Origin of the sequence: Polynucleobacter sp. IMCC30063 (assembly GCF_021395235.1) — a bacterium.
GTDB lineage: Bacteria > Pseudomonadota > Gammaproteobacteria > Burkholderiales > Burkholderiaceae > Polynucleobacter.
In genome coordinates this window covers 75,868-97,861 of sequence record NZ_JAJVCQ010000007.1, presented here as the reverse complement: position 1 = coordinate 97,861, position 21,994 = coordinate 75,868, and the positions used below count along the sequence as shown (strand labels likewise).

Annotated in this window: 19 protein-coding genes, 2 tRNA genes and 1 riboswitch; of the genes, 6 read left to right on the top strand and 15 right to left on the bottom strand. The window is 46.1% G+C overall.

Annotation, left to right across the window (positions count from 1 at the left end; genetic code table 11):
- Positions 1 to 191: 191 nt before the first annotated feature.
- A tRNA-Asn gene (locus LZG75_RS11975) sits at positions 192 to 266 on the bottom strand.
- A gap of 98 nt (positions 267 to 364) precedes the next feature.
- Between LZG75_RS11975 and LZG75_RS11970 the strand changes: the two genes are divergently transcribed.
- Entirely contained in the window at positions 365 to 1,783 is a 1,419-nt protein-coding gene (locus tag LZG75_RS11970; protein WP_233937648.1) for a DUF2252 domain-containing protein, read from the top strand.
- Between the two features lie 96 nt (positions 1,784 to 1,879).
- Complete coding sequence (gene thiD, locus LZG75_RS11965) at positions 1,880 to 2,719, top strand: bifunctional hydroxymethylpyrimidine kinase/phosphomethylpyrimidine kinase (RefSeq protein WP_233937647.1); 840 nt, start codon at positions 1,880 to 1,882, stop codon at positions 2,717 to 2,719.
- A gap of 19 nt (positions 2,720 to 2,738) precedes the next feature.
- On the opposite strand, the gene thiE is transcribed toward thiD, so the two are convergent.
- The 6 genes from thiE to LZG75_RS11935 all read right to left on the bottom strand — a co-directional run bounded on the left by thiE (position 2,739) and on the right by LZG75_RS11935 (position 8,805).
- Positions 2,739 to 3,665, bottom strand: a complete 927-nt coding sequence (gene thiE / locus LZG75_RS11960; RefSeq protein WP_233937646.1) for a thiamine phosphate synthase — start codon at positions 3,663 to 3,665, stop codon at positions 2,739 to 2,741.
- A gap of 31 nt (positions 3,666 to 3,696) precedes the next feature.
- The gene (locus LZG75_RS11955) at positions 3,697 to 4,509 is read right to left on the bottom strand and encodes a thiazole synthase (protein WP_233923405.1); all 813 of its coding nucleotides are present in this window, start codon (positions 4,507 to 4,509) and stop codon (positions 3,697 to 3,699) included.
- A gap of 28 nt (positions 4,510 to 4,537) precedes the next feature.
- Entirely contained in the window at positions 4,538 to 4,735 is a 198-nt protein-coding gene (gene thiS / locus LZG75_RS11950; RefSeq protein ID WP_233937645.1) for a sulfur carrier protein ThiS, read from the bottom strand.
- A complete protein-coding gene (locus tag LZG75_RS11945) occupies positions 4,723 to 5,865 on the bottom strand; it encodes an FAD-dependent oxidoreductase (protein WP_233923407.1) in 1,143 nt (380 codons plus the stop codon). Before LZG75_RS11945 ends, thiS begins: the two co-directional genes overlap by 13 nt.
- A gap of 21 nt (positions 5,866 to 5,886) precedes the next feature.
- Positions 5,887 to 7,791, bottom strand: a complete 1,905-nt coding sequence (gene thiC / locus LZG75_RS11940; protein WP_233937644.1) for a phosphomethylpyrimidine synthase ThiC — start codon at positions 7,789 to 7,791, stop codon at positions 5,887 to 5,889.
- 38 nt (positions 7,792 to 7,829) lie between these two features.
- A riboswitch (TPP riboswitch) is annotated at positions 7,830 to 7,931 on the bottom strand.
- Positions 7,932 to 7,980: 49 nt separating this feature from the next.
- Positions 7,981 to 8,805 carry a DUF4743 domain-containing protein gene (locus LZG75_RS11935; RefSeq protein ID WP_233937643.1) on the bottom strand — a complete coding sequence of 275 codons (825 nt, stop codon included), beginning with the start codon at positions 8,803 to 8,805 and terminating at the stop codon, positions 7,981 to 7,983.
- A gap of 43 nt (positions 8,806 to 8,848) precedes the next feature.
- Here LZG75_RS11935 and LZG75_RS11930 point away from each other — a divergent pair, with 43 nt between their 5' ends.
- Positions 8,849 to 10,540: a thiamine pyrophosphate-dependent enzyme gene (locus LZG75_RS11930; RefSeq protein WP_233937642.1), complete on the top strand. Its 1,692-nt coding sequence runs from the start codon at positions 8,849 to 8,851 to the stop codon at positions 10,538 to 10,540.
- Positions 10,541 to 10,555: 15 nt separating this feature from the next.
- Here LZG75_RS11930 and LZG75_RS11925 read toward each other — a convergent pair whose 3' ends face one another.
- The 4 genes from LZG75_RS11925 to LZG75_RS11910 all read right to left on the bottom strand — a co-directional run bounded on the left by LZG75_RS11925 (position 10,556) and on the right by LZG75_RS11910 (position 13,359).
- Positions 10,556 to 11,563 (bottom strand): tripartite tricarboxylate transporter substrate binding protein, encoded by a 1,008-nt coding sequence (locus LZG75_RS11925; RefSeq protein WP_233923411.1) that lies wholly within the window; start codon positions 11,561 to 11,563, stop codon positions 10,556 to 10,558.
- A gap of 242 nt (positions 11,564 to 11,805) precedes the next feature.
- A tRNA-Arg gene (locus LZG75_RS11920) sits at positions 11,806 to 11,880 on the bottom strand.
- A 50-nt stretch (positions 11,881 to 11,930) separates the two neighbouring features.
- Positions 11,931 to 12,095 carry a hypothetical protein gene (locus LZG75_RS11915; RefSeq protein ID WP_233923412.1) on the bottom strand — a complete coding sequence of 55 codons (165 nt, stop codon included), beginning with the start codon at positions 12,093 to 12,095 and terminating at the stop codon, positions 11,931 to 11,933.
- A 13-nt stretch (positions 12,096 to 12,108) separates the two neighbouring features.
- A complete protein-coding gene (locus tag LZG75_RS11910) occupies positions 12,109 to 13,359 on the bottom strand; it encodes an MFS transporter (RefSeq protein WP_233937641.1) in 1,251 nt (416 codons plus the stop codon).
- Between the two features lie 193 nt (positions 13,360 to 13,552).
- On the opposite strand from LZG75_RS11910, the gene LZG75_RS11905 reads away from it, so the two are divergent.
- Together LZG75_RS11905 and parC are read left to right on the top strand one after the other, a co-directional pair.
- Positions 13,553 to 15,541 carry a DNA topoisomerase IV subunit B gene (locus LZG75_RS11905; RefSeq protein ID WP_233923414.1) on the top strand — a complete coding sequence of 663 codons (1,989 nt, stop codon included), beginning with the start codon at positions 13,553 to 13,555 and terminating at the stop codon, positions 15,539 to 15,541.
- On the top strand, positions 15,541 to 17,958 hold the full coding sequence (gene parC / locus LZG75_RS11900) for a DNA topoisomerase IV subunit A (RefSeq protein WP_233937640.1): 2,418 nt from the start codon (positions 15,541 to 15,543) through the stop codon (positions 17,956 to 17,958). Before LZG75_RS11905 ends, parC begins: the two co-directional genes overlap by 1 nt.
- Here the strand turns inward: parC and LZG75_RS11895 are convergent.
- The 4 genes from LZG75_RS11895 to LZG75_RS11880 are packed head-to-tail and all read right to left on the bottom strand — an operon-like array spanning position 17,944 to position 21,445.
- Entirely contained in the window at positions 17,944 to 18,918 is a 975-nt protein-coding gene (locus tag LZG75_RS11895; protein ID WP_233923416.1) for an XdhC family protein, read from the bottom strand. The genes parC and LZG75_RS11895 overlap by 15 nt on opposite strands.
- The gene (locus tag LZG75_RS11890) at positions 18,911 to 19,375 is read right to left on the bottom strand and encodes a RidA family protein (RefSeq protein WP_233937639.1); all 465 of its coding nucleotides are present in this window, start codon (positions 19,373 to 19,375) and stop codon (positions 18,911 to 18,913) included. The genes LZG75_RS11895 and LZG75_RS11890 overlap by 8 nt, the downstream gene beginning before the upstream one ends.
- A 23-nt stretch (positions 19,376 to 19,398) precedes the next feature.
- Positions 19,399 to 20,574, bottom strand: coding sequence for a VWA domain-containing protein (locus LZG75_RS11885; RefSeq protein ID WP_233923418.1), 1,176 nt, complete (start codon positions 20,572 to 20,574; stop codon positions 19,399 to 19,401).
- 1 nt (position 20,575) lies between these two features.
- Positions 20,576 to 21,445, bottom strand: coding sequence for a MoxR family ATPase (locus LZG75_RS11880; protein ID WP_233937638.1), 870 nt, complete (start codon positions 21,443 to 21,445; stop codon positions 20,576 to 20,578).
- 136 nt (positions 21,446 to 21,581) lie between these two features.
- Between LZG75_RS11880 and LZG75_RS11875 the strand changes: the two genes are divergently transcribed.
- Positions 21,582 to 21,986 (top strand): cytochrome c, encoded by a 405-nt coding sequence (locus tag LZG75_RS11875; RefSeq protein ID WP_233923420.1) that lies wholly within the window; start codon positions 21,582 to 21,584, stop codon positions 21,984 to 21,986.
- Positions 21,987 to 21,994 lie beyond the last annotated feature (8 nt).

The window sequence follows — 21,994 nt, the reverse complement described above, 5'->3', positions numbered from 1 at the left end:
CTATGACAACTTAAAGATTGTCTCAGCCACATTTTCTAATTTAGCTGAAGCTGCAAATGCGAGAAACGAATTAGCAACTAAGCTTACAGGTGCTACAGTAAGCTTGCCAGTTATTTTTGACGTGCCTAAGGTGCAATAGTTTAGATTTAAAACTGAACTACTTAACTAACAAAAAGCGAGCTCCGTAACCTTGGCTCCTCGACGTGGGATCGAACCACGGACCAACAGATTAACAGTCTGCTGCTCTACCGCTGAGCTATCGAGGAATAGCCGATATTCTAGCAGAAGTTGCCTTGGTGGCGATGCTGTAGGCTGCAATTAAGCCTTCAAAACAATTTAAATAGGATAGGCTATATTCTTAACTATGCCTAAAAAAAGCGCTTCTCCACCACTTAAAAAAGCAACTTTAGATACGCCAAGCGCTAATAACGGAGCAAAACTTTCGATTGCTGATCGTTTTGCCCTTGGAAAATCGTTGCGTAATAAAGTGAGCTTAGCAGAGCAGGGTAATTTTATATTGCCCAAAAAAAGAATAGGGCTTATCGAAATCCTGAAGAAACAAGAAAAAAACCGTCTTCATCCTGCTATACCGATTCGCTATCAGCGAATGAAGGAGTCGCCATTTTCTTTTTATAGAGGTGGCGCTGCAATTATGGCGCAAGATTTAGCTTGTCAACCAACCACTAATATCAATGTGCAACTTTGTGGCGATATGCATGTTTCAAATTTTGGATTTTTTGCTACCACTGAACATAAATTAGTTTTTGGTATTAATGATTTTGATGAAACCTTGCCTGGTAGCTGGGAGTGGGACATAAAAAGATTAGTTGCTAGTGCAGTTATTGCTTGCGAAGAACTTGGCGGGAGCGAGTCTGATAGTGAATTAGTAGTTCGTAAAATTATCAGTAGTTACAGAGAAAAGTTAACAGAATATGCCTCATTAAGCTATGTTAATTTAGCCTATGAATTTCTCGGTGAACGGGTTGTACGGGATAACTTTAGTAAGTCTCATTTAAAACTTTTTGATCAATTCATCAAAAAAACAAAGGGGCAATGCAATTTAGGTGTTTTAGAGAAATTTACCGATTTAATTGGTAGCGATAGAAAATTTGTTGAGAACCCACCCTTAATTCAGCGTGCGGATGTTACTCTGGAAGGTCTGCCGATGCGTGAGGTATTAGAGGTTGCATTAATTAAGTATCAAAAAACATTGTTGCCCGATAAGGAACTTTTATTTAATCGCTATTCATTAAAAGATTATGTTCGAAAAGTAGTTGGCATTGGTAGTGTGGGAACCATTTGTGGGATACTGTATTTTGAAGGCGCTAGCTTAGATGACCCTTTATTTTTACAATATAAACAGGCTCAGGAATCCGTCTTATCGCCTTACATTGGCTCATCTATTTATAAAAACCAAGCACACCGTGTAGTTGTTGGGCAAAGATTACTTCAGGGTGCACCTGATATTTTTCTAGGCTATGTGGCGTCTGCTTCTAAATTCTATTATGTACGACAACTGCGTGATATGAAGGGGGGCCTTACTTTTGGCGAGGGCGGTTGCGACCTAGAGGCGTTTGAAGACTATGCCAAAATGTTTGGCTGGGCCTTAGCGTTAGGTCATGCGCGTTCTGGTGATGCCGCAAAAATTGCGGGATATCTGGGAAAGTCGCATGCAATTGATGATGCTTTATATCGGTTTGCAATTACGTACGCAAAACAAAATTTGCAAGATTATGAGTTATTTTGTCAAGCTCTTCAGAGTGGCAAGCTTCACGATAGCTAATACCTAGGTGCAGCTGATGAAGACTAACTTATTTCTTTCAGCCAATTCTATGTAGTTATTAATTCCATTAACTGTAAACACTATGATCTATAGACCATGACTGACTTTTCCTCCGCTAATATTCCCCTTGTACTCAGTATTGCTGGCTCTGATAGTAGTGGGGGTGCAGGTATTCAGGCTGATCTGAAGGTGATTACCGCCCTAGGGGGGTATGGGATGACTGCAGTAACGGCGATTACTGCACAAAATACCCTTGGGGTGATGCAGATTCAAGCAATTGATTTAGACGTAATTGAGGCGCAGATTGATGTCGTTATTGCGGATATGGGAGTTGATGTAGTCAAAATTGGGATGTTGGCAACCCCAGAAATTGTGCACGTGGTGGCTAAAACTTTACGCCGTCACCAAGTGAAGCAAATTATTCTAGACCCTGTGTTGCAAGCCACCTCGGGTGCTAGCTTAGGCGGTAATGAAACCGCTGCTGCTATGCGGGCCGAATTATTTCCTTTGGCAAGCTTAATTACCCCAAATTTATTAGAAGCTTCGATTTTATTGGGCCGCGCAATTACACAAGTGCATGAATTTCCCGTGGCTGCGCAAGAGCTAATGCAACTTGGCCCACAAGCAGTGCTAATTAAGGGCGGCCATTTACCAAATACACCAAGCGAGTTAACTGATTATTTATTATGGCAAAGTGCGAGCAGTATTGAGCATCAAGAATTTCATCATCAGCGAATTGATACCCTGAATACCCATGGCTCGGGGTGTTCGCTTGCTGCGGCAATTGCTACTTACTTAGCCTTAGGTTTATCGCTTGAGACTGCAGTAGCTAAAGCAATTGAATACGTTGCGGCAGGCATTAGCGCAGGGCAGTATCTTAACCTTGGTTCTGGTGCGGGGCCCTTATGGCATATGCATGCTTTTTATCCCCAGTAAAACTGGCAAGTTAAGGTGCTTATGTTTTCATTAATTCTTGCAATTTTTTTACTGCAGCGCTGGGGTCGCTAGCCTGAGTAATTGCCCTCACTACAGCAACCGAACCAACCCCACTTTGCGCTACCGCATGAATGCTATCAGCATCAATGCCGCCGATAGCAACGAGGGGATACTCGCTCATCAGTTTGGCGTATTGATATAAGCGACCTAAACCTTGGGGGGCAGTTGGCATCACTTTTAAATTGGTCGGAAAAATTGCGCCCATGGCAATATAGCTGGGACATAAGCGATCAACAGCAATCATTTCAGCATAACCATGGCTACTAAGCCCTAAGCGTAATCCTGCTTGACGAATCGCTTCTAAATTTGCGCTGGCAATATCTTCTTGGCCCAAATGAACGCCATAAGCATTTTGCTCGATCGCCTCTTCCCAGTAATCATTAATAAATAATAGCGATTTGCTATCTTTTACAGCGGCAATAGCTTGTTTAATTTCTCGGTGAATTGCGGCGCGATCGGTTGATTTAAAACGCAGTTGAATGGTCGGTGCTTCAGCCTCAACCATGCGTGCTACCCATTTTGCATCGGGCATTACTGCATATAGACCCAAACGCTTTGGACACTCTGGAAACGCTTGTGGATTCATCGCGCGAGACCAAGGCAATAAATCGAAATGCTCTGGTCGGTTGGGCCAAGCTTGAGGATGAAAGCCGCCATCTAGATGTGTCATTCTTGACCATGCTTTGCCAACAATATTGGCGTCAGCTTCAGTAAAGCCCATGGCTACTGCAGCAATGGCCCCTGCTAACTCGACATGATCTAGGGTATGTTCATGATGAATTGTGGGAGGGGGGTTTGCCAATGTAGCTTGAGGAATGGGCAGGCATAGATCATCATTGTGATGGGCTGCAATAATTTGATCGGCTAAATCACGAATTAAACTCATTAGCTTGTACCCATAAAATAAACGCTGGGCTTTAAGCTTGATGCCAAAACGGCGTACCAATAAGGGGGGTACTGGCTTGTGCAGAATCTTGGGCGGTCATCGCGCCCGCCAAGAAAGCCATTCGCCCAGCGCTAACTGCTTGGGCAAACGCCTGCGCCATGTTGATAGGGTCGGTTGCTAAAGCTACTGCAGTATTTAGTAGTACGGCATCATAACCCCATTCCATGACCGCACAAGCGTGGGATGGTAAGCCTAAGCCCGCATCAACGATGAGGGGAACTTGCAAACGCTCACGTAATAATTTCATGGCATAGGGGTTCAGCGGGCCTTGACCTGTACCAATGGGGGCAGCCCAAGGCATCACAGCTTGACAACCCACATCAACTAAGCGCTGACAGAGAATGAGATCTTCAGTGCAATAGGGCAGCACTTTAAAGCCATCCTTAATTAAATGCTTAGCAGTTTGTACAAGTTGCAGGGTATCAGGTTGCAAGGTGTAATCATCGCCAATGAGCTCTAACTTTAACCAAGGCGTTTCAAATACCTCACGCGCCATTTGCGCGGTGGTAATGACTTCTTGTGGACTATGGCAGCCGGCTGTATTGGGAAGAACAGGCACCGCCATTTTTTTGAGGAGCTGCCAAAAACCACTTTCAGCAACTGCAGGTCCCGAGCCTTGGCGACGCACGCTCGCCGTAATCATGGCGGGGTTGGCGATACGAATGGTGTTTTCTAAAATTTGTGGCGAGGGATATCGTGAGGTCCCGAGTAATAAACGGCTGGCAAATACTTCACCATATAAAACTAGGCTGTCGGCTGAATGGAGGGGCAGGAGTGCGGTCATGGCAGCGTTGAAATAGCAGTATTAATGATTAACCACCCGTTACTGGCGCAATGACTTCGACCTGATCATTTTCATTTAAAACGTGCTCAGAATGTTTGGTCTTGGGAATAAAGAGCAAATTAACGGCTACTGCATACGGCGGCTGTGCAGAAATAAATTGCAAAAGATCGCTGACTTTACTTTGTGCAGGAATTTCGCGGGGAATATGGTTGACTACGATGCGCATAAAGCTCGCTCGGGTAATACGGCTAGCTGCAATTGCGCGGCTAAGGGGCTATGAACCCGATCGATCTGCTGTGAGTCGCGGTTTTCAAGCAACTCGATAGCGCAATCGACAATAGCAGGTGCAATCATGAAGCCATGGCGATATAAACCATTAATTGCCATAACGCCAGTTTCAGTCATTCGAATGGCAGGCAAATTATTTTTTAAGGTTGGGCGACATTGGGTGAGGGTTTCAAGAATGCGGGATTCTGCAAAGCCACTGTGTACGGTATACGCGGCACTCAGTAACTCCATGGTTGAGCGCAAACTTGCTGGTGATAAATCTTCCGATTCAATTTCAGTTGCACCAATAACGTAAATATCATTTTCTTTGGGAGCAATATAAATGGGATAGCGCGGATGAATGAAGCGAATGGGTCGAGTGAGCTTAACTTCAGGCGCATGCAAACGGACTACCTCACCCCGTACGCCGCGTAATGGATTGGTTTCATTGCTAGATTTGGCCCACGCTGCCTTTGCTCCTAAGCCCCGACAATCAATCATGCCTGTGTAAAGATTTTGCTGTAATTCGTGAGGCTCGATACTTTGATACCAATGACAATTGACCTTTAAGCGATGTAATTCTTCAGCTAAGGAAGCTAATAATTGGCGATTATCGAGCTGACCTTCATGGGGTAAAAATAAACCGTCTTGGAAGCGATTACCTAGGCTAGGTTCTAAAGCATAAATATCTTCTAGTCCAAGTGATTGTGGCGTACTCAGTGCTGAATTCTGTTCACAATTGTAATTTAGCTTAGCGGCAAAGCGTTTTGCTTCGGCTACATCTTGACGATGCCACAGAATGAGTGTGCCAGCTTGTTGAAAAAAAACGGGCTTAGCTAATTGCGCCAAAATACTAGGCCAACGTGCTAGGCTATACATACCCATATTGACCACATTCGCTGCGGTAATTGCCGATTCGGCCAAGGGCGCCAACATGGAAGCGGCAACATGTGCCGCAGAATGCTCAGCCGCTGGGCCGCCTTGATCAAAGATCTCGACTTTGGCACCGCGTTGCGCCAGCGTGACCGCCAGCAGCCGCCCAAGAAGACCAGCGCCCAAAACAGCATAGTGTTGATGTGCTAAATTCATCGCGCGCAGATATCGGTTGAGTTACTGATAAATTTCGCTGCCACGCTGACGAAACTCAATTGATTTCTCTTCCATGCCTTGCTTTATATCCTGAGTAATGGGAATGACTTTAGGATTACCATCAGCATCTAAAGTGGCGGCGTAGTCGCGTACTTCTTGAGTAATCTTCATCGAGCAAAATTTAGGCCCACACATCGAGCAGAAATGAGCGATTTTTGCACCTTCGGCCGGCAAAGTAGCATCGTGATATTCACGCGCACGTTCGGGATCGAGCCCTAAATTAAATTGATCTTCCCAGCGAAACTCGAAGCGCGCCTTCGATAAAGCGTTATCGCGTACTTGTGCACCTGGTAAACCTTTAGCTAAATCGGCGCCATGTGCAGCAATTTTGTAAGTAATAATACCTTCACGCACATCTTCTTTATCGGGCAAACCGAGATGTTCTTTAGGAGTTACGTAGCACAGCATAGCGGTACCATACCAACCAATTTGCGCCGCCCCAATGCCGCTGGTAATGTGATCATAACCAGGTGCAATATCGGTAATGAGTGGTCCTAAGGTATAGAAGGGCGCCTCTAAACAATGCTTGAGTTCTTCAGTCATGTTTTCTTCAATGCGTTGCATTGGCACATGGCCTGGGCCTTCAATCATTACTTGTACATCGTGCTGCCATGCTTTAGCAGTGAGCTCACCAAGCGTATGCAATTCACCAAACTGAGCCGCATCGTTTGAGTCGGCAATGCAACCAGGCCGTAAGCCATCACCTAAACTAAACGAGACATCGTAGGCCTTCATGATTTCGCAAATTTCATCAAACTTGGTGTACAGAAAATTTTCTTTGTGATGCGCTAGGCACCACTTCGCCATAATGGAGCCACCACGCGACACAATGCCAGTAATGCGATCGGCAGTCATGGGCACATAGCGCAATAAAACGCCTGCATGAATAGTGAAGTAATCAACGCCTTGTTCAGCTTGTTCAACCAAGGTATCGCGGAACATTTCCCAGGTGAGATCTTCGGCCACACCACCGGTTTTATCGAGCGCTTGATAGATGGGTACTGTACCAATTGGTACTGGCGAATTGCGAATGATCCACTCGCGGGTTTCATGAATATGTTTACCGGTGGATAAATCCATGATGGTATCGGCACCCCAGCGAATCGACCAAACCATTTTTTCCACTTCTTCATTAATTGAAGAGGTAACGGCCGAGTTACCTAAGTTGCCATTAATTTTTACGCGGAAGTTACGCCCAATAATCATCGGCTCAAGCTCGGGGTGATTAATATTGGCAGGAATAATGGCGCGCCCAGCGGCAACTTCTTGGCGCACAAACTCTGCGGTCATGTTTTCTGGCAAATTAGCGCCATAACTTTTGCCAGGATGCTGTTTCAGCAATTGTTTATAACGGGGGTCTTGGCGTAACTGCTCTAGCCCCATCGATTCGCGCAAAGCAATGTATTCCATTTCTGGGGTGATGATGCCTTGGCGGGCATAGTGCATTTGGCTGACGTTGTGGCCAGATTTGGCAACGCGTGGTGCGCCAATATGGGCAAAGCGTAAATGTTTGGTGTCTGCATCATTGGAGCGGGCGACACCATATTCAGAGCTTGGACCAGCCAATTGAATCGTGTCATTGCGCTCGCTTATCCAGTTCGTACGGAGTAGTGGTAAGCCTTGTTCTAGGTTAATTACAATATCGGGATCGCTGTAGGGGCCTGAGGTGTCATAGACGGGAACTGGGGGGTTGGGAACTGCAACATCTCCAACTTGGGTTGGCACTTGTTCAATCATGCGCAAGGGCGCTTTAATATCCGCGCGCGAGCCAGTGAGATAGGTTTTAGTTGAGGCGGGGTAGGCAAATTTTTGCCCAAAGTCGCGCTCAAGACTTTTTAGACTAGGAATCTCGTGTTTTGTGCTCATGCCCATCTCCTTACATTATTTAGATGGACGAAACCGGGTGTCGGTTTGATGGAACTCCCCACGCCAGCATTACCTGGATCGGGTTCGAGGGTTTTTCTCAGCCCCACCAACTCATGTGGAGGGCACCCCTGTTTCATCCTTAAGTCTTATTTAACCACGAAAAATGGCCGCTAAGTGAAACCTGCTAATTTATTTTAGTTTACTGTGGCGCAAAATAAAATCGGCCGTGACCAAAGAGGCATCTCCTGTAAACTCATCGGCCAAAATACGGGCTGCCGCCTCGGCATAACTAACGGCTATAAAGCCGCTAACCTCACCATCGTGGTTGGTAGGCACAAAATGATCGGGTAATTCTAAATCGTATACATAGAGTAATTCATCATGAAAGCCAAAAGGCGGGCTAACCCGCCGCAGGGGGATTCGCCCTGCGGGTTGAATGGCTTGCGCCAACTGAATAGGTACCCCAGCTTCTTCCCATAATTCACGTTTAGCGCACACCCATGGAGTTTCATCGGCGCTAATTCCGCCAGCACTCAGGTTATCAAGCCGGCCTGGGTCGATACTTTTGCTTTCACTACGTCGACCCAGCCAGATAAGGCCACTTTTGGTGTAGCCATTAATATGCGCAGCCAAACTACGAAAGCCAAAGGTTTTAAAGGCAGCCCGTTCGAGGCGAAAGTGCTCGTGCCCATCGGCATCAAGCCAAGCAAATTCTTCATTGCGCCAACCTGGAATTAGACCGCCTAAGCGGAGGCGTTCAGTTAAAGTTTGCAAGCTTTGACTGACCTCTATGGGGCGCCCTTGGGCAATGGACAGTCGTTGCTGGTCAAGTTGAATAAGGGCAATAGGTGCTTTATTTAAAGTTTCTTGAAGGTAGGGAATAAACTCGGGGTTGATGCAACCAATTAAACTATGGTTAAAGTAGACGGGCAAAAAGTCGACCGGTGGGGTACGCGCAGTATTTTGGAGCATTTCTTCCAAAGCGGCTTGCGTGCTGGTGTTTAGCGAATCCATGTCGTGAGAGTGTAAGAGAAAAAACGAAGGAGTAGGTGTTTTAATGAATTTATCTTCCCCCAGTAACAATCAAACTGACTTACCTCAAGCTGGCTTACCCCATGGGGGCCAAATTTTAGCCAACGCACTCATTCGCCAAGGGGTTGAGATGGCTTTTGGCGTTCCGGGTGAAAGCTTTTTACCCCTGCTCGATGGTTTAGTTGATCATGACACACGGTTTCGATTTATTACCTGTAGGCATGAAGGTGGCGCTGCTTATATGGCTGAAGCCTACGCTAAGCTAACCGGTAAACCTGGCGTAGTGATGGTTACCCGTGGCCCAGGCGCGAGTAATGCCATGGTTGGGGTACATACGGCGTATCAAGATTCCACCCCGATGGTTTTGCTAATTGGTCAAGTGGGTACAAATATGGTGGAACGCGAAGCGTTTCAAGAAATGGATTACCGCCGGCTTTATTCAGAGTGCGCTAAATGGGTGGGCAGCATTGATCGGGTGGAGCGGATTGAAGAGTTTGTTTCACATGCTTTTCATGTTGCCCAGGCGGGTCGCAAAGGACCTGTAGTGCTAGCTTTACCAGAGGATATGCTGTTTGCTATTGGGCAAGAATCCCCCGTAAAACCAGCGCACATTGTGCAGCCAGGTTTAAATCAAACCGATTTTCAGCAAGCCATGCAAGCCTTTAGCAAGGCTAAGCACCCTCTAGTCTTAATTGGTGGCGGCGGCTGGGATGCCTCGGCGTGCAATGATATTGCTGCTTGGGCCGAACGCGAGGGAGTACCCGTTGCCACTAGTTTTCGCTCGCAAGATCACATTGATAATTTACGACCCTGTTTTGCTGGTGACCTTGGTATTGGTGCCAACCCAGAATTAGTTAAGCGCGTCAAAGCCGCCGATGTGTTACTGGTCATTGGCGAGCGTTTAAGTGAAATGACTACCGCTGGCTATCAAATTATTTCGCCTCCTACCCCACAGGCTACCTTAATTCACGTCTTGGCTGGAGCAGAAGAGTTGGGTCGCGTGTATCGCCCTGAATTTGCTGTCAATGCAAGCCCTGCTGCTTTTTGTGCAGCCCTAGATGCAGTGCGGATGCCGCGGGATTACGATCAAACTCAAATGGTAGCTGCCCATGCTGAATATGTGAGATTTTCTGCCCCCGTAACCGTGCAAGGAGACTTGCAGTTAGCTGAAATTGTGGCTTCTTTTGCCCAACTTATTCCGCGTAATGCAGTGTTATGTAATGGCGCTGGTAACTTTGCTACTTGGTTGCATCGATTTTATCCGTACGGCCCATTTCGCACGCAACTTGCGCCAGCCAATGGCTCAATGGGTTATGGTTTGCCTGCTGCTATTACGGCCAAAATTTTGGATCCGCAGCGGGTTGCCATTGCATTTTGTGGCGATGGCGATTTTATGATGACCTGTCAAGAGTTGGCTACTGCGATGCGCTACGCTGCATATCCGATTGTGATTATTGTGAATAACGGCATTTTGGGCACCATTCGTATGCACCAAGAGCGCGAATTTAAGAACCGTGTTCTAGGCACTGGCTTAACAAATCCTAACTTTATTAAGCTAGCTGAAAGCTTTGGAATGCCGGGATATCGGGTAAGCAAAACCGCTGAGTTTGCCGCCGCCTTTACGGCCGCCTTAAAAAGTAAAACAGGCGCAATCATTGAATTAATTCTTGATCCTGAAATAATTAGCCCAAGTAAATTATTATCAAAATTAAGTTAACAACTGACAGCTTACTTAGTCAACTTTAGCGCCTGAATCTTTTACAACCTTCGTCCACTTAGCAATTTCATTCTTAATGAAGGTAGCAAATTGTGCGGGCGTATTGCCTACTGGCTCTGCACCCATGGCTAAATATTTTTCACGCACTGCTGGACTGTTAATTGCTTTCATCAAAGTGGTGCTAGTTTGCTTCAAAATTTCTGGGGGCAAATTGGCTGGCCCAACAATACCAAACCAAGAGGTCGCTTCATAACCCGGTAATTTTGCGGCTTCTGCAATGGTGGGTAAATCGGGGAAGGCGGGCGAGCGTTTTGCACTAGTTACTGCCAAAGCTTTGAGTCGACCCGCTTTAATATAACTAATTGCCGAGGGCAGGTTATCAAACATTATGTCGACATTACCCGCCATTAAATCAGTTATTGCGGGTGGGCTGCCGCGGTAAGGTAAATGCACCATATATGTTTTGGTCATCGACTTAAATAATTCCCCAGCCATATGAATCGATGTGCCATTACCACTTGAGGCCATGTTCACTTTGCCTGGATTGGCACGCGCATAGGCGATTAAATCATTCACGCTATTAATATTGTGGCGTTTAGCAAAATCAAGATTAAGGATGAGTACATTGGGTAGTTCGGCTACCAAGCTGATTGGCGTGAAGTCTTTAATGGGGTCAAAGGGTAGTTTGCCGCCGCCTTGCGTATATAAGGGAAGATTAATACCATGCGTACCTACCGAAGCCATGAGCCAGGTATAACCATCGGGCAGTGCTTTGGCCACCGCATCGGCGCCAATATTGCCACCTGCTCCTGGCTTGTTATCAATAATCACATTCCATTTGTCACTAACAAGTAGTTCGAGTTGCAGGGGTCGGGCAATATTATCAGTCGCTCCGCCAGCAGGAAACGGCACCACTAAGCGAATGGCTTTATTGGGAAAGGTACTTTGCGCAAACGCAAGCGGCGTAAAAGCACTGCAGACGAGTGCAGCAATAAGCAAGCCGTAGCGAAGTTGTAGCAACATGAAGTTTCTCCAATTATGTATTTATCGACTATTTCAGTACAGTCTAGATCACAATGTAAACGATTCTGCAAGGGCTAGTAAAAATATATTTTTTCTAATCAGCAATTCACAATTTTGGTGCTCAATTTCTACTTAGAAAATACCTGTGCTTAATTTTTTAGCAAACAAGATCAATCTTTACAAATTGAGGACTTACATGCGCTTTTATAAAGTTATCCACAAAAGCTGTGGATAACTTAGGGTGGTCCCATCGCCAGGAGTCGAACCTGGATCTACCGCTTAGGAGGCGGTTGCACTATCCATTGTGCTACGGCGGGCAGAATTACCGTTGCAAGCTCTTTACTTTTTTGGTAATCGTGCACAACGATTACCAACCACAAAATGCCCAGACCTGATTGGTCATATTGACCATGACTGTGGGCGCGTAATATGCAGCAAAACTAAGGCCAAGTGCGATTGTAATGAAGGCATAAGCCAAGAGGGTAAGCCATAGTTTGCGGCTTTTATCCGCAATAAAAAGGGTGCGTTTCATCTTTGCATTGTACTTATGCCAAGGCTGAACGCGCAATGGCTTGTTCACGAATGGGCAGGTTAACGAGGCCAGCAAAGATTCCTAAGACAATTGCTATGAACCAAACAATTTGATAGGAACCAGTTTTATCAAATAAATACCCCCCGAAAAATGCGCCACAAAAACTCCCTAATTGATGCGAGAAAAAGACTAAGCCAGACAGGGTAGTTAAATATTTGACACCAAATATTTGCGCCACGATGCCATTCGTCAAGGGTACGGTAGAGAGCCATAAGACCCCCATAAAAGCAGCAAAAATGTAGGTCGTCATGGGGGTAATGGGAAGTAGAATAAAAGCCGCAATTACCACGGAGCGAGTGAGGTAGATGCCGCTAAGTAAAAATTTCTTGGGAATGGTTTGCGCAATTACACCGGAATAGTAAGTGCCGACCACATTAAATAGACCAATGAGCGCAAGCGCGGTAGTTGCAACCATTGGGCTGCCCACGGCAGGATAAAGTGTAGACATGTCTTTAAGATAAGGCGCCAAGTGCACCGCAATAAATACCACTTGAAAACCACAAACAAAATAACCTAGGGTCAGTAGGCGAAAGCTAGGGTTGCCAAAGGCTTCATGCAATGCTTGCTTTAATGTTTGCTCACCTAACTTCTGGTTGTGACTAAAATTTTTCTCTCGCAGCATGAAGGCTGCCGGCAACATTAAAGTGGCCATGAGGGCCAAAATGAGCAAGGCATCTTGGGCGCCAAAGCCACTAATTAAGCCCTGTTCAATTGGAATCATTAAAAACTGTCCGAACGATCCTGCCGCTGCGGCAATTCCCATAGCCCAAACGCGTTTCTCAGCAGAGACATTGCGTCCGAGTACGCCAAACACAATGCTATAAGTCGTAGCGGTTTGCGCCAGACCAATCAGCAAACCTCCAGCCAGCGTAAAGTTCAGCACTTCGGTTGATAGAGCCATTCCCACCAAACCAAGCGCATACAGTAGTGCCCCTCCAACCATGATTTTGAAGGCGCCAAACCGATCGGCAATAGCCCCTGTAATCGGTTGAATAGCACCCCAAGCTAAATTTTGCAAAGCAATAGTGAGGGCAAAGGTTTCACGATCCCAGCCATTCGCGCTGGTAATCGGTAAATTAAATAAACCAAAGCCATGGCGAATACCCATTGAGAGAGTGACTAAGAGGCCGCCAAAAATCAATACCTGTTTTAGAGGGAGGTGATTTTTTGGTGGTTGATAGTTAGCTTGGGAAGGATTAACCATGCCCTAGATTACCCCCATAGGAGCTTGCCTACATAAATTACTCAATGTGCTCATGACCCAATTTTGTCACGGATCGCAAATTCGACCCAAAACCCCTGTGGTAGTGGTTTAGATCCCTGGGGCTTATCAGGGTTTTAGTGCGCAGAAAGCAAATTTACGACTTCCTACCCAGATATGACTACAATTTCTGCGCATGGCTACACGTAAACCCGCTCAATACAGCGAATCTTCAATTCAGGTCCTCAAGGGTCTTGAGCCTGTGCGGCAACGCCCGGGTATGTATACCCGCACTGATAACCCGCTTCACGTCATTCAAGAGGTGCTTGATAACGCTGCAGATGAGGCCTTAGGGGGCTTTGGGAAGCAAATTATGGTGACTTTGCATACCGATAGCAGCGTGAGCATTGAAGATGATGGGCGGGGTATTCCAATTGGGATTCATCCAACCGAAAAATTACCTGTTGTCGAAATTGTGTTTACCCAATTGCATGCAGGTGGTAAGTTTGAAAAAGGTTCGGGCGGCGCTTATGCCTTTTCAGGAGGATTGCATGGGGTTGGTGTTTCAGTCACCAACGCTTTGTCTAAGCGCCTTGAAGTTACGGTGTGGCGCGACCAGCAAGTTTCTAGCCTAGCTTTTGCCAATGGCAATCTCATTGAAAAACTGAAAACCAAAGCGAGCAGTAAAGCCGATAAAAATCATGGTACTTGTGTACGCGTTTGGCCTGATGCCAAATATTTTGATAGCGGCCTTATTCCAATGGTCGATTTGACTCGCTTACTGCGTTCAAAAGCAGTACTTTTACCCGGTGTCAAAGTCACCTTAATTCAAGAAAAATCGGGCGAAAGCCAAACTTGGCAATATACCCAAGGCTTACGTGGATATTTAAATGAAGCGATGGCGCAGGGTGGCCATAGCGCTGAAGTGATTCCGCCATTTGAAGGTGAACAATACTCTACGGGGGAAGGAGCTGACGATAATTTTGCCGAGGGTGAGGGCGCCGCTTGGATTGTGGCGTGGACTGAAGATGGCCCACCTATTCGAGAAAGTTATGTTAATTTAATTCCTACACCAGCTGGTGGTACGCATGAAAGTGGTTTGCGCGAAGGTCTCTTTAATGCAGTAAAAGGCTTTATTGAAATGCATTCTTTACAGCCGAAGGGCGTGAAGCTCATGCCCGAAGACGTCTTTGCTCGAGCCTCTTTTATTTTGTCAGCCAAAGTATTAGACCCTCAGTTTCAAGGACAAATTAAAGAGCGCTTAAATTCGCGTGATGCAGTTCGTTTAGTTTCCGTTTATGCTAAATCGGCCTTGGAGTTATGGCTAAACCAGCACGTTGATTATGGTCGCACCTTGGCAGAACTTGTTATTAAGCAGGCTCAAGCGCGGACTCGTGCTGGTCAAAAGGTTGAAAAGAAAAAGTCCTCGGGCGTGGCAATTTTGCCCGGCAAGTTAACCGATTGTGAAAGTGAAGATACAGCCCTCAATGAAATCTTTTTAGTTGAGGGCGACTCTGCTGGCGGCTCGGCCAAAATGGGTCGTAATAAAGAATATCAAGCCATCTTACCTTTACGCGGCAAAGTACTTAACACTTGGGAAGCTGAGCGTGATCGATTATTTGCTAACAATGAAATTCATGATATTGCCGTAGCAATAGGGGTCGACCCGCATGGCGCGAATGATGAACCCGATTTATCAAACTTACGCTATGGCAAGATTTGTATCTTGTCGGATGCCGATGTAGACGGTGCGCACATTCAAGTGCTATTACTTACTTTATTTTATAAACACTTTCCCCGTTTAATTGACTTAGGCCATATTTATATTGCCCGTCCCCCTTTATTTCGGGTTGATGCACCGGCACGAGGTAAAAAGCCAGCACAAAAAATGTATGCACTAGATAGCAGTGAGCTAATTGCCATTGAGGATAAGTTACGTAAAGATGGCGTACGTGAAGCAGCTTGGCAAATATCCCGTTTTAAGGGTTTAGGAGAAATGAGTGCTGAGCAATTATGGGATACCACCTTAAACCCAGATACTCGCCGTTTATTACCGGTGCTGTTGGGTGAGCTGAGTGAATTAGATACGTTTAAGACGATGGATATGTTGATGGGTAAAGCAGAATCAGGTGCGCGTCGGGATTGGTTAGAGGAACGCGGTAATGAAGTCGAGGCAGATATTTAATGGCAAGTAAAAAACCTCAGAAGAAAGCACCGAGCAAAAAAGGGCAGGCCGATTTATTTGATGAGATTGAGGTCTTGACTAGCCCTCAAGGACTACGAACCAGAGCTAGTGGGGGCGGGAGTAAATTAGGCGACGAAGGTGAAGATCATTTAACGCTGGCGGTATACGCTGAACGGGCTTATTTAGATTACGCCATTAGTGTTGTCAAAGGCAGAGCTTTGCCTGAAGTAGCCGATGGCCAGAAGCCCGTGCAACGGCGAATTTTATTTTCAATGAGCGAAATGGGCTTACGGGCAGATGCAAAACCGGTAAAAAGCGCACGTGTTGTAGGTGATGTCTTAGGTAAGTTTCATCCGCATGGCGATCAGTCGGCTTACGATGCGCTAGTGCGTTTAGCACAAAGTTTTTCTTTGCGTTATCCCCTAATTGATGGACAAGGTAATTTTGGCTCACGTGATGGTGATGGTGCAGCAGCGATGCGTTATACCGAAGCTCGCCTGACTAAAATTGCGAATCTCTTATTGAGTGAAATTGATGAAGGGACGGTCGATTTTGCGCTGAACTACGATGGCTCGTTTGAAGAGCCAAAAATGCTGCCAGCACGTCTACCTTTTGTGTTGCTTAACGGCGCATCGGGAATTGCTGTGGGCATGGCAACGGAAATTCCTGCACATAATTTACGCGAAGTGGCAAGTGCTGTAATTGCTCTAATGAAGTCACCTAAATTAACCACCGCTAATTTATTGACTTACCTGCCGGGCCCCGATTTTCCTGGTGGCGGCCAAATTATTTCACCGGCGGCTGAAATTGCGCAAATTTATGAAAGTGGGCGGGGCAGTTTAAAAGTGCGTGCTCGCTGGTCTATAGAAGAATTGGCCCGCGGTCAATGGCAAATTGTGGTGAACGAGTTGCCCCCCGCCACGTCAAGCCAACGGGTCTTGCAGGAAATTGAAGAGCTTACTAATCCGAAAGTGAAGATTGGTAAAAAAGCTTTAAGTACAGATCAAATCAATTCGCGCCAAACCATATTGAGTATGTTAGACGGTGTGCGTGATGAATCGAGTAAAGATGCCGCAGTGCGTTTGGTCTTTGAACCAAAAAGTAAAAATATTGACGTGCATGAATTCGCTAATTTATTACTGTCGCACACCTCTTTAGAGTCGAATGCGCCGATTAATTTGGTAATGATTGGTAACGATGGACGTCCTCGCCAAAAGGGCTTGCGCGATATTTTACAAGAATGGCTAGAGTTTCGGGTGCAAACCGTTACTCGTCGTACTGCTCACCGGCTTGGCAAAGTAAAAGATCGGATGCATATTTTAGAAGGACGTCGCACTGTTCTTCTGAATATTGATCAAGTGATTAAAATTATTCGTAAAAGCGATGAGCCCAAAGCTGATTTAATAAAAGCCTTTAAATTAAGCGATCGTCAAGCGGAAGATATTCTTGACATTCGTTTGCGTCAATTAGCGCGTCTTGAGGGTATCAAGATTGAACAAGAATTGAAAGAATTAAAAACTGAACGTGATGATTTGCAAGGCTTATTACAAAGTGATGCTACCTTGCGTAAATGCATTATTAAAGAAATTGAAGCCGATACCAAAGAGTTTGGCGATGCGCGGCGGACCTTAATTCAAGAAGATAAGCGCGCAGTAGCTGAAACCAAAGTACTCGATGAGCCAGTTACCGTCATCGTCTCGCAAAAAGGCTGGGTGCGAGTGCGCCAAGGACAAGAGCATGACGATCAGCAATTTTCATTTAAGGCTGGCGATGCTTTGTATGCTACATATGAATGCAGCACCTTAGATGTGATCCAAGGTTTTGGTAGCGATGGGCGGGTGTATACCATTCCGGTTAGCGAGTTACCCGGCGCCCGTGGCGACGGTGCACCGTTAACAAGCTTTGTTAATTTAGCTCCAGGCTCGCAGATGGTGTCTTATTACGCTGGACAGGTTGACGATTTAGTTTTAATAGCCACCCGCGCTGGTAATGGGTTTTTAGCCAATGTAGCCGATATGAGTACCCGCAATAAAGCCGGTAAAGCCTTTATTGGAGTCGATACCAAGCATCCGGGTGGTGACGCGCCTTTATCTGCAGTGAAAGTGTCTGAGGGCATGCGTCAAGTAGCTTGCTTATCAGCAAGTTCACGTTTATTAGTCTTCCCTTTAGATGAATTAAAGCGCTTGCCTGCTGGCGGTAAAGGCATGATTCTCATGGGTCTGGATGATGGCGAGAACTTAAGCGCAGCAATTGCAGTTGGCGTTGACGGGGCAAACTATTCGGGCATTGGTCGCGGCGGTAAACCGACTGAGCGGAGTTTAGATAGTAAAACCTTGAAGTCGTTTGCGGGCAATCGCGCGCGCAAAGGTCACTATGTAGATCCGCGCTTAAAAGAAGGGCGCTTAAAGGCGCTTTAGAGGCACAGCTACTCCGCGTTGTACTGCAATAATTTCCGCCATGATTGCAATGGCTATTTCTGGTGGGGTTAATGCGCCAATGGCAAGCCCAACTGGGCCAAATAGGCGGTCTACCTGTGCTTGGGTTAAATCGAATTCACGCAAACGCGCCTTGCGTTTTTGATTATTAGTATGACTACCTAAAGCGCCTACATAAAATGCTGGCGACTTGAGTGCTTCAATGAGGGCCATATCATCGAGCTTTGGATCATGAGTAAGCGCCACCACAGCAGTATGGGGATCAACGGCAAGCGTTAATAATGCATCGTCAGGCATATCTTGAATAAATTGCAGATTATCTTTGCCAAGGCTTGCTTCTAATCCAGCTGCATATTCTTCACGTGGATCAATCATGATTACTTCGAAATCACTCGCAATTGCAAAGTCGGCTAAATAGAGTGATAGCTGTGCTGCGCCGATTAGAATCATGCGCCAGCGCGGGCCATATGAAGTTTGCATATGGTCTGCGGCAAAGGTAAATAGATCATTACGCGCACCGGTTTCTAAAATAGATTCACCCGTTTGCACATTTACAATGCGTCGGACTATTTGTTGATTAGAAATTAATTTTAATAAATTTTCTAGAATAGATAATTGCGGACGCGGCTCAACCAATAAACGAAGGGTGCCACCACAAGGCAGCCCAAAGCGAGCTGCCTCTGCTTGACTGACCCCATAGATGACGAGTTCAGGAGTACTCCGAGTCAGTATTTCAGTTTGCACGCGCCGCATTAAATCATCTTCAATGCAGCCGCCTGATACCGATCCGGCAACTTGCCCATCGGCACGCATCACTAACCAAGAACCTACCGGCCGGGGCGAAGATCCCCAGGTTTGCACGACCGTAGCAATGGCGATGCGCTCGCCCGCCTGCAGCCAAGCAACTGCGGTTTTTAGTACACTTAAATCAGTACTATTCAATTTCTGCGATCAATTCAATTTCTACGCAAGCGCCTAAGGGAATTTGCGCTACCCCAAAGGCGCTTCGTGCATGCTGGCCAGCAGCGCCAAAAACTTCAAACAGCAATTCTGAGCAACCATTAATGACTAAATGCTGGTCGGTGTAGGTATCGCTCGAGTTCACTAGGCCCATTACTTTCACAATGCGCTTGACCCGATCAAGCGAGCCCACTTGTGCTTTCAGAGTAGCCATTAGATCGATTGCAATGGCTCGGGCGGCAGCTTTTCCGGTAGCTGTATCCATATCCTTACCTAGCTTACCCACCCAAGGCTTGCCATCGTGTTTAGCAATATGACCCGAAAGAAAAACCAATTCACCGGTTTGTACTGCCATGACATAAGCAGCTGCTGGCGCACCAACTGCTGGTAATTGAATGCCTAGGGTTTGTAAGCGATTATCAATTAAAGCACTAGACATAATTTGACCTTTAAATTTATATATTATTTTGACAGTTGGCGCATCGCGCTTTCTAAGCCCGCTAATGTTACTGGATACATTTTTCCTTGCAGTAGATTTTGGACCATTTCAATCGACTGACGATATTGCCAAACGGCTTCTGGCTCTGGGTTAAGCCAAGCGTAATGTGGAAAATGATTAAGCAAACGCTTTAGCCAAGCGGCCCCCGATTCGCGGTTATCAAACTCGACTGATCCTCCAGGGGAAAGTATTTCGTACGGTGACATCGTGGCATCACCCACAAAAATGAGCTTGTAATCAGCCGAGTAAGTATTAATAATATCCTGAGTAGCGGATATTTGATCGCGCCGGCGGCGGTTACTTTGCCATAAGCGCTCGTAAACGCAATTATGAAAATAATAATGTTCCAAATGTTTAAATTCACTTTTGGCAGCCGAAAATAATTCAGCCACTCGCGCTACATGATCATCCATTGAGCCGCCGACATCCATGAGTAATAACACTTTAACTTGGTTATGTCGCTCTGGGCGCATTTGAATATCGAGCATGCCCGCATTAGCAGCGGTCGAGTGAATGGTTTTATCTAAATCAAATTCGAGCGCTGAACCAGTTCGAGCGAAGCGCCTTAAGCGGCGTAAGGCGATCTTAATATTGCGCGAGCTGAGGGCTAAATTACTGTCATAGTCTTTAAATTCACGCGCTTCCCAGACTTTAATGGCGGTGCGATTGCCAGCACTTTCACCCCCGAGGCGAATGCCTTCTGGATGATAACCAGCATTTCCAAAGGGCGATGACCCGCCTGTACCGAGCCATTTTTTTCCACCTTCGTGGCGACCCTTTTGCTCTTGCATGAGTTCGGCTAAGCGTTTTTTTAAAGCCTCGGGCCCACCTAATTTTTGCAAGGCGGCTTTTTCTTCAGCAGTTAATACCCGTTGCAATTGTTTTTCAAGCCAAGCGAGCGGAATTTCAGGTTGTAAGGTGATGATATTTTCGATGCCTTGAAAATAGGCCCCGAAGACCTGATCAAAGCGATCGAAATATTGCTCATCTTTGACTAAGGTCAGACGGGCAAGTTGATAAAATGCATCGATCGAAGGGGTGATAACACCTTGCTTAAGCGCTTCAAGCAAAGTAAGAAATTCCAGTATTGAGACTGGTATTTTGGCCTTTTTTAATTGGCTGAAAAAATCAATGAGCACGTTAGCGGTGGTTCCGATTCATGAGCACTAAACGCTCAAATAGCTGTAAGTCTTGTTCATTTTTGAGTAAGGCGCCATGCAAGGGGGGGATTAATACGTTTTCCTCGCTTTGATAAAGCGCTGCCGGCGAAACGCCATCAGCTAAAAGTAGTTTTAACCAATCGATTAATTCTGAAGTTGATGGCTTTTTCTTCAGCCCCGGCAAAGACCGAATTTGATAAAACGATTGCAGGGCAGCAGCTAATAAATCGGCTTGTAAGTTTGGGTGATGGACCGCAACAATGCTGCGCATCGTGGCCGCATCGGGAAAGGCAATGTAATGAAAGAAACAACGGCGTAAAAATGCATCAGGCAATTCTTTTTCATTATTTGAGGTAATAATAACCAAAGGACGATGTTTAGCCCGAATGAGTTCACGGGTTTCGTAAACATAAAACTCCATCCGGTCAATTTCTCGCAGGAGATCGTTGGGAAACTCGATATCGGCCTTATCAATTTCATCGATTAATAACACCGTCGGTTCCTCGGCTTCAAAAGCTTGCCAGAGCACCCCTTTAATAATGTAATTGCGAATGTCATTTACTTTGGCATCACCTAGTTGTGAGTCGCGTAAGCGACTTACTGCGTCGTATTCATAGAGGCCTTGCTGGGCTTTAGTAGTAGATTTAATGTGCCACTGTAAGAGCGGCATTTTTAAAGCTGAGGCTACCTCTTCGGCCAACATCGTTTTGCCAGTGCCTGGCTCCCCCTTAATTAATAAAGGGCGCTGTAAGGTAAGGGCTGCATTCACCGCGAGCTTGAGGTCCGCTGTAGCGATATAAGTGCTTGAGCCGTTAAAGGTGCTGGGAGAGAGGGGTGGGGTTTGCTTCATCTAAATTCGCTTAAATAAGGAGAGGGTGTAGCCATTTTGCCTAGGAATGACATAGGGAGCAAGGGGGGAGAGTGGGGCAGTGGACGTCTAGTCCGCTATAATCTGAGCAACTTAAAACCGCTTAGTATATTTTTTCATGAATAAATTATCTGCCGCCAAGCCTAACTCTGCCAATCGACTTTACCCCTTAGTGCTTTTGTTAGGCGGGGTTTGCTTTGCCTTCTCGAGCTTTAGTGTGAGGGCGCAAGCCCAAGACCTTAAAGGCTCTGCTGAAGCTGGTAAAGCCAAGGTATGGTTGTGTACAGGCTGCCATTCCATTCCCGACTACCGTGCGGATTACCCCTTGGTCTATCACGTACCTAAAATAGGGGGGCAAAATTCAGCCTATATTTCCAGCGCTTTACTTGCCTACAAAAAAGGCGAGCGTAAACACCCCACGATGCGCGCTATTTCTACTAGCCTATCGGATCAAGATATGGCTGATATTGGTGAATACTATGCCGCGCAAAGTAGTAGTTCCCCGATTAATTCGATGAAGTGATTTTGATT